Raw genomic sequence first — 15,177 nt, 5'->3', positions numbered from 1 at the left:
TCTCCCCGTGACAACCGAGTGGGCTTTCCGTGCGGACCGCGTCGCAGACGCGGGATCACCCGCCTGGTGCGGCTTCCGAGGAGGTCGCGCGCCGCGCGCAGGGGTCGCGCGCGACCGGTGGGGCGCGCGGGTATCACCGGCCGGTGTAAAAAGTATTGGCATTCTGCTTTCGCATACTGACTTCGGCATATGCAATATTCGCCTGTGCGCGCGGAGTCGGCATGAAGAGGTGAAGAGCGTGCCCTGATTTCCTCAAGGGTGCGCCAAAACACCTCTCCAATACGTCCAACTCTTGAAAAGAGACGCCGGAGAAACGGGTACCCGGGGTCAGTCTGGGACGCGACGCACCTCGTGCGGTGGGCCGGTCCGAGCGCTGTGGGCCGGCTGTGGCTGCCATCCCCAGAAGGGCCCAGCAGGTGAAGCAGGACAGAGTCAGAGCTACCACGGAGCGCGCGGCGGACGCCGTCACGGACCGGTTGCTGCAAGCCGGACGGATGCTCAGCAGGGCACCCGCGACACCCGACGGCCGAGCGGTGTTCCGCACGGACCAGGCCGTCAGCGACGCCCCGTACCGGGAACGCTGGGCCCACGACAAGGTGGTCCGCTCCACGCACGGGGTCAACTGCACGGGCTCCTGCTCCTGGCAGGTTTACGTCAAGGACGGCCTCATCACCTGGGAGACCCAGGCGACCGACTACCCCTCGACGGGGCCGGACCGACCGGACTACGAGCCCCGGGGATGCCCGCGCGGAGCGTCCTTCTCCTGGTACACCTACTCGCCCACCCGGGTGCGCTACCCGCACGCCCGCGGCGTGCTGGTCGAGATGTTCCGGGAGGCGAAGCGGCGCCTGGACGGCGACCCCGTGGCGGCCTGGGCCGAGATCACCTCCGACCCGGAGCGCCGCCGCCGGTACCAGGCGGCCCGCGGCAAGGGCGGCCTGGTCCGCATCGGCTGGCAGGAGGCGCTGGAGATCGCCGCCGCCGCGCACGTCCACACCCTCTCCGCCCACGGACCCGACCGGATCGCCGGCTTCTCCCCGATCCCGGCCATGTCGATGGCCTCGCACGCGGTGGGGGCGCGCTTCCACGCCCTGCTCGGCGCGCCGATGCTCTCCTTCTACGACTGGTACGCCGACCTGCCGGTCGCCTCGCCCCAGGTCTTCGGCGACCAGACCGACGTCCCGGAGTCCGGGGACTGGTGGGACGCCGCCTACCTGATGCTGTGGGGCTCCAACGTCCCCGTCACCAGGACCCCGGACGCCCACTGGATGGCCGAGGCCCGCTACCGGGGGCAGAAGGTCGTGGTGGTCTCGCCGGACTACGCCGACGCCACCAAGTTCGCCGACGAGTGGCTGCACCCCCACCCCGGCACCGACGGCGCCGTGGCCATGGCGATGGGGCACGTCATCCTCAAGGAGTGCTTCGTCGAGCGCCAGGTGCCCTACTTCGCCGACTACGTGCGGCGCTTCACCGACCTGCCGTTCCTGGTGGAACTCCAGGAGCGCGAGCCGGGCAGCCACGTCCCGGGCGCCTTCGTGACCGCCGCCGACCTGGGCCTGGCGCAAGACGCCCAGGAGGAGGGGCGCCGCTGGATGCCCGTCCTCCTGGACGCCGCCACCGACACACCGGTGGTGCCGAACGGGACGCTGGGCGACCGCTGGTCCAAGGAGGGGGAAGGCCGCTGGAACCTGGAGCTGGGTGCCGTCGAGCCGCGCCTGAGCCTGTACGAGGGAGCGGCCGGGCGCAGCGTGCAGGTCGTCCTGCCCCGCTTCGACGAGGCCGGGGCGACGCTGACCCGCGGCGTCCCCGTCCGCAGCCTGGGCGGACGCCTGGTGACGACCGTCTTCGACCTCATGCTCGCCCAGTACGGCGTGGGCCGCGAAGGACTGGAGGGCCTCTGGCCGACGTCCTACGAGGACGCCGACGGCCTGTGCACCCCGGCCTGGCAGGAGGCCGTCACCTCGGTGCCCGCCCGGGCGGTGGTGCGGGCGGCCCGGGAGTTCGCGCGGACCGCCGAGCAGACCGGCGGCCGCTGCATGATCGTGATGGGGGCCGGCACCAACCACTGGTTCCACTCGGACACCATCTACCGCTCGTTCCTGTCGCTGCTGCTGCTCACCGGCTGCCAGGGCGTCAACGGCGGCGGCTGGGCCCACTACGTCGGCCAGGAGAAGGTGCGGCCGTACGCGGGCTGGCAGCAACTGGCCACCGCCTCCGACTGGGTGCGCCCCGCACGGCAGATGGCGGGCACCCCGTACTGGTACCTGCACACCGACCAGTGGCGCTACGAGGGGTTCACCGCCGACACGCTCGCCTCACCCACGGCACGCGGCACCTTCGCCGGCGCGCACACCGCCGACCTGGTGGCCCGGTCCGCCCGGCAGGGCTGGATGCCGTCCTACCCCACCTTCTCGGCCAACCCCCTGGAACTGGGCCGGTTGGCACACGCCTTCGGAGCGGACCCGGCGCGGTGGGTGGCGCAGCAACAGGAAGCGGGAAAGCTGACGTTCGCCTGCGAGGACCCCGACGACAGCGCCAACTGGCCGCGCGTGCTGACGGTATGGCGCGCCAACCTCATCGGGTCCTCGGCGAAGGGCAACGAGTACTTCCTGCGCCACCTGCTGGGCGCGCAGGACAACGCCGCGGCCGTCGAGGCACCCCCCGGGAGCCGGCCCCGGGAGGTGAAGTGGCGGGAGGAGGGCCCCCGCGGGAAGCTCGACCTGCTGCTGGCGCTCGACTTCCGCATGACCTCCACCACCCTCTTCGCCGACCTGGTCCTGCCCGCGGCGACCTGGTACGAGAAGCACGACCTGTCCAGCACCGACATGCACCCCTACGTGCACGCCTTCTCCCCGGCGATCAACCCGCCCTGGCAGGCCCGCACCGACTTCGACATCTTCCACGGCCTCGCAGCGAAGATCAGCGAACTCGCCCGGGGCCGCCTGGAGGAGGCCTGGGATCTGGTGCCCACGGCCCTGCAGCACGACACTCCCGGCGAGGCGCCCGCCGCAGGCCCCACCCGCCCCCAGTACACGCTGGTCCACCGGGACTACACCGCGCTCGCCGACCGGCTGGCCGCACTCGGTCCGCTGCCCGAGAGCGAGGGCATGCAGGTGCGCGGCGTCACCGTGCACACCGCCGAGGAGACCCGCTGGCTCGCCCGCCGCTGCGGCACCGCCCGGGACGGAGCAGCCCGCGGGCGCCCCCTGCTCGACACCGACGTGAAGCTGTGCGAGGCCATCCTGGCCCTCTCCGGCACCACCAACGGACGAGTGGCCGCGGAAGGCTTCCGGAAACTGGAACAGCGCTGCGGGCCGCAGAGCGGGCTGGCGGAGCTGGCCGCCTCGGCCGCCGAGCGGCGCATCGTCTTCTCCGACACCCAGGCACGGCCCGTCCAGGTCGGCGCCAGCTTCGAGTGGTCCGGCAAGGAGGCCCCCGACCGCCGCTACTCGCCGTTCACCATCAACACCGAGCACCGCAAGCCCTGGCACACCCTCACCGGCCGCCAGCACTTCTACCTCGACCACGAGTGGATCGCCGAGTACGGGGAGCAACTCCCCGTCTACCGACCGCCCCTGGACCTCGCCGCGCTCGGTGAGCAGCCGCGCCGGGACGGCGGCACCGGCGAGCGCACGGTGACCGTGCGCTACCTCACCCCGCACTCCAAGTGGTCGATCCACTCCGAGTACCAGGAGAACCTGCTGATGCAGACCCTGGCCCGCGGCGGCCCCGCCATCTGGCTCAGCCCCGAGGACGCCGCGGCCGTCGGAGCCTCCGACAACGACTGGATCGAGGCGGTCAACGCCAACGGTGTCGTCGTCGCACGGGCCGTCGTCTCCCACCGCATGCCGCCCGGCACGGTGTTCATGTACCACGTCCAGGAACGCCTGGTGAACGTGCCCAAGTCCGAGGCGACCGGGCGGCGCGGCGGGGTCCACAACGCCCTGACCCGGCTGCTGATCAAGCCCACCCACCTCATCGGCGGCCACGCCCAGCTCAGCTTCGCGCCCAACTACTACGGCCCCACCGGAAACCAGCGCGACGCCGTGACCGTCATCCGGCGCCGCTCCCAGGAGGTCACGTACTGATGCGTGTCATGGCGCAGGTCGCGATGGTCATGAACCTCGACAAGTGCATCGGCTGCCACACCTGCTCGGTCACCTGCAAGCAGACCTGGACCAACAGGTCGGGCACCGAGTACGCGTGGTTCAACAACGTCGAGACCCGTCCCGGACAGGGGTACCCCCGCTCCCACGAGGACCAGGAGAGGTGGCAGGGCGGCTGGCGGCTCAAACGCGGCCGCCTGGTGCCGCGCAGCGGCGGCCGGGCCCGCCGCCTCGCCCAGCTCTTCGCCAACCCGCGGCTCCCGGCCCTGGAGGACTACTACGAGCCCTGGACCTACGACTACGAGAACCTGATCAGCGCGCCGCTGGGCGAGGACGTGCCCACCGCCGCCCCCCGCTCCCTGGTCGACGGCCGCCCCACCCAGGTGACCTGGGGACCGAACTGGGACGACGACCTGGGTGGCGGCCCCGAGCACCTCGCCGGCGACCCGGTGCTGAGGAAGATGAACGAGCGGGTGCGTCTGGAGTACGAGCAGGCGTTCATGTTCTACCTGCCGCGCATCTGCGAGCACTGCCTCAACCCCTCCTGCGTGGCGGTGTGCCCTTCCGGGGCGCTGTACAAGCGGATCGAGGACGGCATCGTCCTCGTCGACCAGGACCGCTGCCGCGGCTGGCGCATGTGCGTGACCGGCTGCCCGTACAAGAAGGTCTACTTCAACCACACCACCGGCAAGGCCGAGAAGTGCACCCTGTGCTACCCGCGCATCGAGGCCGGCCAGCCCACCGTCTGCTCCGAGACCTGCGTCGGCCGGCTGCGCTACCTGGGTGTCGTCCTCTACGACGCCGACCGGGTGGGCGAGGCCGCCGCCACCGCGGACGAGAAGGACCTCTACCCCGCGCAGCTCGGCTGCTTCCTCGACCCGGACGACCCCGAGGTGGAGCGGGCCGCCGAGGAGGCGGGCATCCCGCACGACTGGATCACCGCCGCCCGCCGCTCCCCGGTCCGCGCGCTGATCAGCGAGTACCGGGTGGCGCTGCCGCTGCACCCGGAGTACCGCACCATGCCGATGGTCTGGTACATCCCGCCGCTCTCGCCCATCGTGGAGACCCTGACCGCCACCGGCCACGACGGTGAGGACCCGGCCAAGCTCTTCGCCTCGATCGACGCCCTGCGCATCCCCGTCGGCTACCTGGCCGAGCTGTTCACGGCGGGCGACCCGGCCCCCGTGGAGGCGGCGCTGTGCCGCCTGGCCGCCATGCGCGCCCACATGCGCCGCGTCAACCTCGGCGAGGAGCAGGATCCCGCGATCGCCCGCGCCGTCGGCATGGACACCGACGGCATCGAGGCCATGTACCGGCTGCTGGCCCTGGCCAAGTACGAGGACCGCTACGTCATCCCCACCGGCTACACCACCTCGCACGCCGATCCCGAGGCCGGTTGCAGCCTGGACGGCGAGGGCCTGCCCGGCATGTACGAGATGGACGCCTTCCATGCCCCGCCCGCCCAGCCCCCCGCACCCGAACCGGCCGGGTCGCTCCTGCGGGGCCGCGTCAACCTCCTCAACTGGAACGGCGAGGGCCGACCGTCCGGCCTCTTCCCCCGCCGGGAGCAGGGATGACCCGTACCGCCGCCCTCCACCAGGCGGCCTCCCTGCTGCTCACCCACCCCGGCGAGGACTGGCCCCGGCGACTGGGCCTGGTGCGCGAGGGCCTGGCCGACCTCACCGGTGAGGAGGCGGCGCTGCTGCTGCGGTTCTGCGCCGCCGTCGCCGAGGTCCCTCAACTTCAGCTGTCCGCCCGCTACATCACCACCTTCGACCGCAGCCGGCGCCGCACCCTGCACCTGACCTACTACACGGACGGCGACACCCGGCGCCGCGGCGAGGCACTGCTGCGCTGCCAGAACCTGTACCGCGCCCACGGCTGGGAGCCACCGGGGGATGAACTGCCCGACTTCCTGCCCCTGCTGCTGGAGTTCGCCGCCCGCTGCCCGGACCCCGGCCGGCAGGCGCTGCAAGGCCACCGCGCCGCCCTCGAACTGCTGCGCCTGGCCCTGACCGACCACCGCAGCCCCTACGCCGACGTCCTCACGGCCGTCTGCCGTACCCTCCCCGGCCCCTCCCCGGCCGACCGCGCCGCCGCCCTCCACCTCGCCCGCAGCGGCCCGCCCGCCGAGAGCGTCGGCCTGCTGCCCTTCCCCACCGTGCCCCCGCGGGCCGCGTCCTCGCAGGAGATGCGTCGATGAACCACCTGCACATCGCCCTGTGGGGCGTGCTGCCCTACCTCGTCGGCGCCGTCCTCGTCGCCGGCACGGCCTGGCGCTACCACTACGACCGCTTCGGCTTCACCACCCGCTCCAGCCAACTGCACGAACACCGGCTGCTGAGCATCGGGGGCCCCCTCTTCCACTACGGCCTGCTGTTCGTCGCCACCGGCCACGTCGTCGGCCTGCTGGTCCCCGAGTCACTCACCGAACGCCTGCACGTCAGCGAACCGCTGTACCACGCCAACGCCCTGTTCGTCGGGGGCGCCGCAGGGCTGGCCACCCTCACCGGCCTGGCCGTCCTGCTCCACCGGCGCCTGCGGGTCCCCGCCGTGCGCGCCGCCACCAGCCGCAGCGACCGGGTCCTCTACCCGCTCCTCGTCACCGTCCTGCTCGCCGGCCTCGCCGCCACCGCCACCACCCTCGCCCCCCACTCCTACGACTACCGACAGGGGGTGTCCCTGTGGTTCCGCTCCCTGTTCACCCTCGACCCCGACGTCCCCGCCATGGCCCACGCCCCCCTGCCCTACCAGGTCCACGCCCTGCTGGCCATGGCCCTCTTTACCCTCTGGCCCTTCAGTCGCCTCGTCCACGCCTTCACCGCCCCGCTCGGCTACCTGGCCCGCCCCTACGTCGTCTACCGCTCCCGCTCCGCCCACCCGCGCAGCACCGCGGGACGGGCCCGGGCGCGGGTGGTGCACGGGACACGGCGCTGAGGGGGCCGGACCGTACCGCTGCGCCGGGGCGCGACACGACGGCATGATGAGGCCATGACCCACACCGCCCGCCGCATGCACGGGCTTCTGGAGCCGATCTGCCTGGTCACCTACTTCGCCGCGGAGAGCAACGCGGAGCTGGCCGCGCTCGGCCACCGCACCTACTGGGACGGCTACTTCGCCAGCCGCGCCGCGCCGCTGGGGAAGGTGCCGGCGGAGGTGGTGCACGCGGCCTTCTACAGCTTCGCCGACGGGGAGGTGGCGCGGCACATCCCGGGCGTCTGGGAGACGATCCCGCCCGAGGCGTCCGTCGCAGCGCGGGAGCGCGGCAGCGCAGCCGCCCTGCGGCGCATCCTCGGCGAGGAACTGGCCGCCTCCCCGGGCCTGGTACGCGCCGCGGACCTCACCACCAAGGCCGCGGCGGGCGCCCCCACCGAAGGCCGGGTGATGTACGCGGCGATGCGCACCCTTCCGGTGCCGAGCGACCCGGTCGCCCGGCTCTGGCACTCCGCGACCGTGCTGCGCGAGCACCGCGGTGACGGGCACGTCGCCGCGCTCGTCGGCGCACGCATCGGCGGCACGGAGGCCCACGTGCTCAGCGCGCTGGACAAGGGCATCCACCCGCCCGAGTCGTTCGGGCGCATCCACCACCTGCCGAAGGAGCGGCTGGCCGCGGTCATGGACGGCCTGCGCACGCGCGGACTCGTCGACGCGGACGGCCACTTCACCGACGCCGGCCGCGAGACCAAGCAGCACATCGAAGACCTCACCGACGAGCTCGCCGTCCCGCCCTACGAAGCCCTTTCCCCCGCCGAGCTCGACGAGCTGGCCGCCGCACTCGAACCCCTCACCGCGAAGGTGGTGGCGGCGGGGTCGAAGTGAGGCGTGGCGACTGACGGCAGGAGTGGCCCGCTGGTCAGTGGCGGGGAACGCACAGCTCCGCCCAGACCGTCTTCCCGGGCGCTCCGGTACGGGGCGTCAGCCCCCAGCGGGACGCGAGGCGGGCGACGACGAGCAGGCCCCGGCCCGTCTCGGCGTCGCCCGGCGGCTCGTGGTGGGAGAGCAGCGGCAGGCACTCGGTGCGGGTGTCGGTGACCTCGACGCGCAGCAGCTCGTCCGTGCCGGTCAGGCGCAGGTGGAAGTCGCGGCCCGCCACGTGGCCGTGACGCACGGCGTTGGCGGTCAGCTCAGCCGTGACCAGCGTCAGCGTCTCGTTGGCGGTCGAGGTGTACGGGTGCCCCCAGGTGTCCAGCCGGTGCGAGACGAGCCGACGAGCCAGGCGGGCACCGCGGGGCGAGGAGGTGAAGCGCATCGCGAAGTCGAGCGCGGTGGACGGGAAGACCGGAACGGGGGAGTTTTCGCTGTTCACGAGGTACACGCTTCCGTCCCGCCCCTACGCTGACGAGCAACAGCGCGCCTACGGCCGGTAGCGGTAGGCGTCGCAGGCGCACGTGTAGGCGGGGCGGGGCGTGACGGTCGGCGCGGTGCGGCGTTGGCCGGTGGAGGTGATGCCGGAGATGAGTCAGACCACGGAGCCGACGGACGGAACGCCGGGTTCCGAAGCGGGGACCGAGACCGGGACCGGGGCGCCCTACGGCGCTGACGCCGGCTCGCACTCCGAAATCCTGCGCGTGTTCGGTCGCCAGCTCAAGCGCTTCCGGTTGCGGGCCGGACTGGAACGCCCGGTGTTCGGCGCCCGGTTGGGCTACTCGGCCTCCACCATCGCCGCGTACGAGCAGGGGCGCCGGGTTCCGCCGCCACGCTTCATTGACCAGGCCGACGACCTGCTGGACGCGGGTGGGGTCCTGAAGGAGATGAAGGAGGAGGTCGCGAGAGCGCAGTATCCGCCGTTCTTCCGCGATGCGGCGCGGTGGGAGGCGGAGGCGGTGGAGCTGCACTCCTACGACGCCCATCTGGTGAAGGGGCTGATGCAGACGGCGGATTACGCGCGGGCCGTGTTCCGTATGTGGCGACCATTGCTGGACGAGGGACTGATCGAGCAACGTGTCGCAGCCCGGTTGGCCAGACAGGAGATCTTCAGTAGACACCCACAGCCACACTTGAGCTTCGTCATCGAGGAAGCCGCACTGCGCAGGCGCCTGGGCGGTGTGACCGTCTGGCGTGGACAGCTGGAGCAGGTCATGCTGGTTGGTCAGGCGCGCAACGTCGACGTGCAGGTCATGCCGCTGGAGCGGGAAGAGCATGCTGGCCTCGGTGGTCCCTTCACCTTGATGGAAGTGAAGGACGGACGGAGGATGGCCTATACCGAGGTGCAGGGCGATAGCCGTCTCCATACTGAGCGGGGCAGGGTGCGCGAACTGGAGTCGGCGTATGGGACCCTGCGCGCGCAGGCTCTCACTCCACGGGAGTCGCAGGCCCTGATCGAGAGGTTGCTGGGAGAGTCATGAGGGTGAAGCAATCATGGCGTGAGGATGAGGCACTGACCTGGTGCAAGAGCAGTTACAGCGCAGGAAATGGTGGCGACTGCGTAGAGGTCGCCCTCGGGTGGCACAGGTCCAGCTACAGCAACGACCAAGGCGGCCAGTGTGTCGAGATCGCCGCCTGCCCCCACACCGTCCACGTCCGCGACTCCAAGGACGTCAGCCGCCCCGGCCTGACGGTGGGTCCCGAAGCCTGGTCGTCCTTCCTCGGGTTTGCCCGCCGGTAACGCGTAGCGTATGCCTGTCCGGGCGCCGTCGGCCGATGAGCCGGCGGCGCCCTCCTCTGTTCAGCGCTCCTGCGTGTCGGCGCCGGCCGTTGCCCCGGCCCCGCTCCGCAGGCGCGAACAGCCCTGTCAGTGGTGAGGTCTAGCCTCACGCTCATGACCCAAGCCGTACAGGCGTACGCCTACCTCCGGCCCTCCGCCGTGCACCGCTCCACGGGGGCGGGCACCCTGAGCCTCCAGACCTCCGGGGGTGCCACACCGGCCGGTCCGCGCGCCCATCCGCAGTTCTTCCGTGGGTTCCTGACCGCGCCGCAGGTCGGAGCGGCGGGGCTGCTGTGCGTCGCGGACGTCGCCGCGGCCCGCTACCACCGGCCGACGAGCTTCGTGATGCTCGACCCGGTGGTGACGGGGAACGGGGACCGGCTGCGGTTCGAGTCGTTCTCCGGCTGCTGCGGGGTGTACGCGAGGCTGGACATGCTGGACGCCGCCCTCGACGGAGGAGAGATCGGGCACGGTACGACCAACGTCGACGTCAACGTCCCGCTGCGCGACGCCCTGACCGGCGTGGGGCCCTCCGACCCGCTGCGCCTGGAGGTCGGGCCGGACGAACTGACCGTCACCACCTTCGACGGGCCGGTGGTGGAGAAGAAGGTGCCGCTGCCCGACCGCTGGCTGCGCGGCTTCGCCGAGACACAGGTGGTCGCCTCGGGGTTCGACCTGCGCGCCGAACTCTCCGCGGCCGAGACGGTGCGTTTCCTGCGGGCGCTGCCACGTCCCGGCGCCACGCGCGGTGCCTCCCGGGGAGCCCGGTGGTTCGTCCCGGCCGGGGGTTCGCTGCGCACCGCCACCCGGCCGGTACCCGGAGCCGTCTGCCTGCCGGGTCCCGAGCGGCTCGGCGCGCTGGCCCGGGTGCTGCGCCACGCGACGGGCCTGCGCGTCCACGGGCCGGCCGTCACCGCGGGCAGCGGGCCCGTCGCGAGCGCCTGGGAGGTGCAACTCCCGGGGATGCGCCTGACCCTCACCCTCTCCCCGGACACCGCACGGGGATTCTCCGGCGAGGGCGGCGTCCTGGACGCCCTGGCCGGGCAGGACTCGGCCGCGGACGCCGAACTGGTCTCGGTGCTCCTGGCCTGGGACCCGGCCGTCGACATCGCCGACCTGTCGGCGCAGTCCGGGCTGACCCCGGCGCGCGTGCGGGACGCCCTCACCCGCCTCTCCACCTCCGGGCGCATCGGCTACGACGTGGCGGAGGCCTCCTACTTCCACCGCGAACTGCCCTACGACACCGGGCGGGCCGAGACCCACAACCCCCGGTTGCGCGCCGCCCGCGCACTGGTCGAGGCCGGCGCGGTGCGCCTGGACGGCGAGCTGGCCACCGTCTCCGCCGACGACCACGTCCACCGCGTCAGGTCCGCCGACGGACGCCTGAGCTGCACCTGCCGCTGGTGGAGCGAACACCGCGGCAGCCGGGGGCCGTGCAGGCACGCCCTTGCCGTCCGCATCGTGCGCCGCGCCACGTCCGGTCAGGGGACCGCACCCGCCGCGGCCCCCGCCGCATCACCCACGACCGTCCACCCGACCGGAGCCACCCGATGAACGAGTCCCCCGCCTACGCCATCCCCGACCAGGTCCCGGCGCCCGTGCGTGCACTGCTGTGCGCCGTACGGGAGGGCAGCGCCGAGGACGCCGCCCGGCTGGTCGGCGTCCTCGGCGACCCCCAGCGGCGCACCTGCCTGCCGGTGCTCAAGTCGTGGCGCAAGGCCCACCGGGACGACAGGGCCGAGGGAGTGCAGTCCCGGCGTGAGGCGCTGCTGGCCGCAGGGGCGGGGTGTTGCACCGGCGCGGCAGCCGCGGCCCAGTGGCTCGGCAGCAGCGAACTGTGGTGGTTCGACCTCGACTACCCGCCCGCCGTCCTCACGGCGCTGGGCGACCGCGACCCCGAGTGGCTGGGGCAGGTGGCGCACCGCATGGCGCAACGCGAGTCCGTCGCCATGCTCAAGTACCCGCTGATCGCACAGCTGCTGCGCGTCGCAGGCTGCGAACCTCCCCTGACGGACGGCTTCGTCCTCGGCTGGGAGGCCGGCATGCGCATCCACGGCTGGACGGTGCGGGACAGGCTCCGCGACGACCCGTTCCTGACGGCGATGGTGCCCCGGCTCTTCGAAGTGCCGGAAGCCGGCGGGGACCTCCAGCACACCGGGCCGGGCGAGTGGCCCGAGGCGCTGGTGGGTCTGGCGGCGGAGGGACGCCTGAGCCGCGAGATGCTGATCGACGGCTGCCTGTCGCGGCTGACGCGCGGTGGCCGGCTCGGCATCGTGAGGGGCTTCCTCGTCCTGCTGACCGCTCTGGACCTCACCGAGGACGAGCGGGCGGCACGCACCCTGAGCTGGGTGCGGATGCTGCCCGACGCCCCCGCCCTCGCGGCGGCACGTGCCCAGGAAGTGCTCGCCGGGCTCGACGAGGCGGGCCGCCTGGAGACCGAGCACCTGGTGGAGGCGTCCCGAGCCGCCCTCTTCCGGCCGGAGAAGAAGATCGTACGGGCGCAGTTGGCCATGCTGGACAAGGCGATGAAGCGTGTCCGGGCGAACACGGACACGCTGCTCCCCGTGGCCGCCGAGGCCTTCGGCCACGAGGAGCACAGCCTCCAGGACCGCGCCCTCGCCCTGGTCGTCCGCCACCGCCGGCACGCGGGCGACGCGGCCCTGGCCGAGGTGGCGGCGAGCGCGCAGCAGCTCGCCCCCGACCTGCGCCAACGCGCAGCCGAGGCGTTCGGCGACGCGATGACGGCGGAGGCTGCCACCAGCCCCGCCCCGCCCGTTGCGGAAGGCGACCTCCTGCCGCCGGTGCCCGGCCCCGAGCGTCTCGGACCGGTGCAATCCCCGGTGGAGCTCGCCGAGGAACTCGGCGCGCTCCTGCGCGGCCGGGGCACCCCGGCGCAGGAGGAGCGGGTGCTGAACAGCCTGGTGGTGCATGCCCACACCGACCGGGCGGGCCTGCGAGCCGCCCTGGAACCGGTCGCGGCAAGGCACCGGGAACCCGCTTCCTGGCTGAGCGACAGCGTGGTGGCGCAGGCACTTGAGTTCGTCGTCTCGGCCGTCATGTCCACGGCCACCAGCAAGGACCGGCGTGCCCTGTCCTACCGGGCCCAGGAGTACCAGTGCCCCCACACGGCGCTCTGGTCCGTCCACCTCCTTCGTGCGGCGGAGATCGGGTGGCGGCTGGAGAGCGGCGAACCCCTGCCGTTCCTGCTGGCCACCCCCACCTGGTCGACCGGGACCATCGCCCCGGCGGAATTGGTGGCCAGGCTCGCCGCGTACGAGCGCAGCGGCGTCGAACCGGGCCTGGCCGACTTCGAACAGGCCCTGTTGCGCCTCGACCGGGAGGTACCGCCCGAGGCGCTGACGGCCGCCGCGGAGCTCACCTCCCCGGCGGGACGGCGGCTCGCCGCCCGGCTCACCTCCGGCGGCCTGCCCGACCCGGTGGTCTCCCGGGACGCCGAAGCGCTGCGCCTGCGCTCTCCCCGCCCCGGAGTCCTGGTGCGCACCGAGGCGTTCCCCGGACACGAGGACCTTCCCGAGCCGTTCCGCTCCCTGCTCGGTGCGCACGACCCCGTCGGCAGCCCCTGCAAGTGCTCCGGCCAGGGGCAGTGCTCCCCGCAGGCGCTCGCCCTGCTGCCCCAGCACCGGGAGGTCCTCGCGGCGCGGATGCTGGTGACCTTCGCGGACCTCGCCGAGTTGGACGACCTCAAGGCGGCCGTGCGCGTGCTGCCCGCGCTGGCCGAGTCGGGCGGTCCGGCCGGGCCCGCGACCCATCTGCTGCTCGCCTACGGCCTGGGGGCCCGGCGTCCCGAGGAGCAGCTGTTCGCCGTGGACGCGGTGCTGGTCCTGGCCGCCCGTGGGCAACTCGACGCGGCACGGCTCGGCCAGGACATCGCCGAACTCACCGGCCTGCGCCGGCTCAAGCCGCAGCGGTACGCGGCGGCGCTGCGGGAAGCGGCGAACACCGGCGCGGACACCACCGTCTGGGCTGTGCTCTCCGCCGTCCTGCCGCCGCTGCTGGCAGGCGAAGCGCCGCACGGTCTGACCGCCCTGCTCACCCTCGCGGCCGAGTGCGCGGAGCGGACCGGGGGCCGTGGGCCGATACCGGGCGTCGAGGCACTGGCCGCCCGCTCGGGTTCCTCACAACTGGTCAAGCAGGCCCGCCGGATCAGGGACGTGACCTCCCGGTAGGGCGACCGGCGGGGCACGTCATGGTGAGCACTCGGTGATGTTCACCGCGAGCCGGTCGCAGCACCGTTCAGCGGTCGGCGACGCCGGCTGGCACGACCCACTCGGTGGGCTGCCCGGTGAGGGCAGCGATCATGTCGAAGTCGCCGTCGTAGTGGAGTACGGTCAGCCGGTTCAGCTCCGCCGCGGCGGCGACGAGAAGGTCGGGGAGTGACAGCGCCCGGTGGAAGCCGGCGTTGAGCGCGTGGCGCTGGACCCCCAGGGCGCGAGCGGAAGTGCGGTCGTCACTGCGCAGGTAGTCGAAGGCGTGGAGCCAGGTGCTGATGCGCGCTGCCTCGGCGGTGTCCCGGGCCGAGTGGATCATCTCGTACTCGGTGGGTTCGCAGACTGCGCCGAGTCGCGGCCTCGCGGTCAGACCTTGATGACGCCGATGCTGGGGCCGCAGAGCATCAGGAGGTCTTCGGGGTCCGATGTCAGGACGGTCGCTGGGGCCGGCGAGGTGAGTGCGGTGGCAGCCACGATGGCGTCGAGGGCGTACTTGTGGCCGTGCAGTCCGGCCGCGGCCAGGAGCTTGCTCGCATGGCGGGCGATGGCTTCGGTGGGCGGGATGATGTTCACGCGGGAGACTGCGTGGTCGAAGCGGGCCTGGTCGACCCTGGGGTCAGCGTGCTTCGGCGAGGGTGACGGAGCTGGTGACGACGCGGATGTCTTCGGTTTCGGCCGCGGCCAGCCACTCGGTGATCTCGGGCGTGCGTCGCACCAGTTCGGACAGGCCTTCGCAGTCCAGGACGAGCGTGCCGCTCACGCGGCGTCCGCCGAGCCCGCGGCGTCGCCGCGGAGAATGGCGCGTTTGGCGTCGACCGCCGCCTGATCGACCGGGCCGTGTTCGGTTTCCGCGTCTTCGATGAGCTCGCGCAGCCGGTCCCGCTCCAGTTGGCGCTGGATGAGGGTCTCGACGTAGGCGGACATGCCTCGTTTGCCCGTACGTGCCTTGAGGGCAGCGATGGTGCCTTCGTGGAGGGAGACCGATACGGGCCGGACGGGTCCTTCGCCGGGCGCCTGGGAGGTAGCCATGGGCGCGTTTAACAAAACTCTTGTTATTGGATGAGGGTGATTCTCCGAGCGGGTGTGTCGGAGGGACATCCATCGTTGCGCGGGTGTCGCGAACTTCCAGGTCAAGCGCTCGTCGGCGAGGGATCCGTCCGGGACTTTGCAGGGGCTTTCGCGTCTGTCCCAGGGCGTT

Annotated in this window: 12 protein-coding genes and 1 pseudogene; 9 read left to right on the top strand and 4 right to left on the bottom strand. The window is 72.5% G+C overall.

Features of this window, described 5'->3' with window-relative positions; genetic code table 11:
- Positions 1 to 494 precede the first annotated feature (494 nt).
- The 5 genes from ACFV3R_RS05990 to ACFV3R_RS05970 are packed head-to-tail and all read left to right on the top strand — an operon-like array spanning position 495 to position 7,925.
- Positions 495 to 4,088, top strand: a complete 3,594-nt coding sequence (locus tag ACFV3R_RS05990) for a nitrate reductase subunit alpha (protein ID WP_385576467.1) — start codon at positions 495 to 497, stop codon at positions 4,086 to 4,088.
- Positions 4,088 to 5,683 (top strand): nitrate reductase subunit beta, encoded by a 1,596-nt coding sequence (narH, locus tag ACFV3R_RS05985; protein WP_385576166.1) that lies wholly within the window; start codon positions 4,088 to 4,090, stop codon positions 5,681 to 5,683. Before ACFV3R_RS05990 ends, narH begins: the two co-directional genes overlap by 1 nt.
- The gene (gene narJ, locus ACFV3R_RS05980; protein WP_385576163.1) at positions 5,680 to 6,309 is read left to right on the top strand and encodes a nitrate reductase molybdenum cofactor assembly chaperone; all 630 of its coding nucleotides are present in this window, start codon (positions 5,680 to 5,682) and stop codon (positions 6,307 to 6,309) included. Before narH ends, narJ begins: the two co-directional genes overlap by 4 nt.
- A complete protein-coding gene (narI, locus tag ACFV3R_RS05975; RefSeq protein WP_385576160.1) occupies positions 6,306 to 7,043 on the top strand; it encodes a respiratory nitrate reductase subunit gamma in 738 nt (245 codons plus the stop codon). Before narJ ends, narI begins: the two co-directional genes overlap by 4 nt.
- Before the next feature lie 54 nt (positions 7,044 to 7,097).
- Complete coding sequence (locus ACFV3R_RS05970) at positions 7,098 to 7,925, top strand: MarR family transcriptional regulator (RefSeq protein WP_385576157.1); 828 nt, start codon at positions 7,098 to 7,100, stop codon at positions 7,923 to 7,925.
- A gap of 34 nt (positions 7,926 to 7,959) precedes the next feature.
- Here ACFV3R_RS05970 and ACFV3R_RS05965 read toward each other — a convergent pair whose 3' ends face one another.
- Positions 7,960 to 8,412 (bottom strand): ATP-binding protein, encoded by a 453-nt coding sequence (locus tag ACFV3R_RS05965; RefSeq protein ID WP_385576154.1) that lies wholly within the window; start codon positions 8,410 to 8,412, stop codon positions 7,960 to 7,962.
- 148 nt (positions 8,413 to 8,560) lie between these two features.
- Here ACFV3R_RS05965 and ACFV3R_RS05960 point away from each other — a divergent pair, with 148 nt between their 5' ends.
- The 4 genes from ACFV3R_RS05960 (at position 8,561) to ACFV3R_RS05945 (ending at position 13,937) form a co-directional block, all read left to right on the top strand.
- Positions 8,561 to 9,451 carry a helix-turn-helix domain-containing protein gene (locus tag ACFV3R_RS05960; RefSeq protein ID WP_385576151.1) on the top strand — a complete coding sequence of 297 codons (891 nt, stop codon included), beginning with the start codon at positions 8,561 to 8,563 and terminating at the stop codon, positions 9,449 to 9,451.
- Positions 9,448 to 9,711: a DUF397 domain-containing protein gene (locus ACFV3R_RS05955; protein WP_385576148.1), complete on the top strand. Its 264-nt coding sequence runs from the start codon at positions 9,448 to 9,450 to the stop codon at positions 9,709 to 9,711. The genes ACFV3R_RS05960 and ACFV3R_RS05955 overlap by 4 nt, the downstream gene beginning before the upstream one ends.
- A gap of 153 nt (positions 9,712 to 9,864) precedes the next feature.
- Entirely contained in the window at positions 9,865 to 11,304 is a 1,440-nt protein-coding gene (locus tag ACFV3R_RS05950; protein WP_385576145.1) for an SWIM zinc finger family protein, read from the top strand.
- Positions 11,301 to 13,937: a DUF6493 family protein gene (locus ACFV3R_RS05945; RefSeq protein ID WP_385576142.1), complete on the top strand. Its 2,637-nt coding sequence runs from the start codon at positions 11,301 to 11,303 to the stop codon at positions 13,935 to 13,937. Before ACFV3R_RS05950 ends, ACFV3R_RS05945 begins: the two co-directional genes overlap by 4 nt.
- 67 nt (positions 13,938 to 14,004) lie before the next feature.
- Here ACFV3R_RS05945 and ACFV3R_RS05940 read toward each other — a convergent pair whose 3' ends face one another.
- From ACFV3R_RS05940 to ACFV3R_RS05930, 3 genes and pseudogenes are all read right to left on the bottom strand, one after another.
- Positions 14,005 to 14,349, bottom strand: a complete 345-nt coding sequence (locus ACFV3R_RS05940; protein ID WP_385576464.1) for a PIN domain-containing protein — start codon at positions 14,347 to 14,349, stop codon at positions 14,005 to 14,007.
- Positions 14,346 to 14,739: pseudogene (locus ACFV3R_RS05935) on the bottom strand (type II toxin-antitoxin system VapC family toxin). Before ACFV3R_RS05935 ends, ACFV3R_RS05940 begins: the two are co-directional and overlap by 4 nt.
- On the bottom strand, positions 14,736 to 15,008 hold the full coding sequence (locus tag ACFV3R_RS05930) for a hypothetical protein (protein WP_030809790.1): 273 nt from the start codon (positions 15,006 to 15,008) through the stop codon (positions 14,736 to 14,738). Before ACFV3R_RS05930 ends, ACFV3R_RS05935 begins: the two are co-directional and overlap by 4 nt.
- Positions 15,009 to 15,177 lie beyond the last annotated feature (169 nt).

Source organism: Streptomyces sp. NPDC059740 (assembly GCF_042733155.1).
Lineage (GTDB): Bacteria > Actinomycetota > Actinomycetes > Streptomycetales > Streptomycetaceae > Streptomyces.
Note: the sequence above shows the minus strand (reverse complement) of the source record. Positions and strands in the feature narration are given on the sequence as shown.

Excerpts from the sequence above, each read along its gene's own strand:
- narJ (WP_385576163.1), top strand. The coding sequence starts at position 5,680 with ATGACCCGTACCGCCGCCCTCCACCAGGCGGCCTCCCTGCTGCTCACC.
- ACFV3R_RS05990 (WP_385576467.1), top strand. The coding sequence starts at position 495 with ATGCTCAGCAGGGCACCCGCGACACCCGACGGCCGAGCGGTGTTCCGC.
- ACFV3R_RS05945 (WP_385576142.1), top strand. The coding sequence starts at position 11,301 with ATGAACGAGTCCCCCGCCTACGCCATCCCCGACCAGGTCCCGGCGCCC.
- ACFV3R_RS05955 (WP_385576148.1), top strand. The coding sequence starts at position 9,448 with ATGAGGGTGAAGCAATCATGGCGTGAGGATGAGGCACTGACCTGGTGC.
- ACFV3R_RS05970 (WP_385576157.1), top strand. The coding sequence starts at position 7,098 with ATGACCCACACCGCCCGCCGCATGCACGGGCTTCTGGAGCCGATCTGC.
- narH (WP_385576166.1), top strand. The coding sequence starts at position 4,088 with ATGCGTGTCATGGCGCAGGTCGCGATGGTCATGAACCTCGACAAGTGC.
- ACFV3R_RS05930 (WP_030809790.1), bottom strand. The coding sequence starts at position 15,008 with ATGGCTACCTCCCAGGCGCCCGGCGAAGGACCCGTCCGGCCCGTATCG.
- ACFV3R_RS05960 (WP_385576151.1), top strand. The coding sequence starts at position 8,561 with ATGAGTCAGACCACGGAGCCGACGGACGGAACGCCGGGTTCCGAAGCG.
- ACFV3R_RS05950 (WP_385576145.1), top strand. The coding sequence starts at position 9,865 with ATGACCCAAGCCGTACAGGCGTACGCCTACCTCCGGCCCTCCGCCGTG.
- narI (WP_385576160.1), top strand. The coding sequence starts at position 6,306 with ATGAACCACCTGCACATCGCCCTGTGGGGCGTGCTGCCCTACCTCGTC.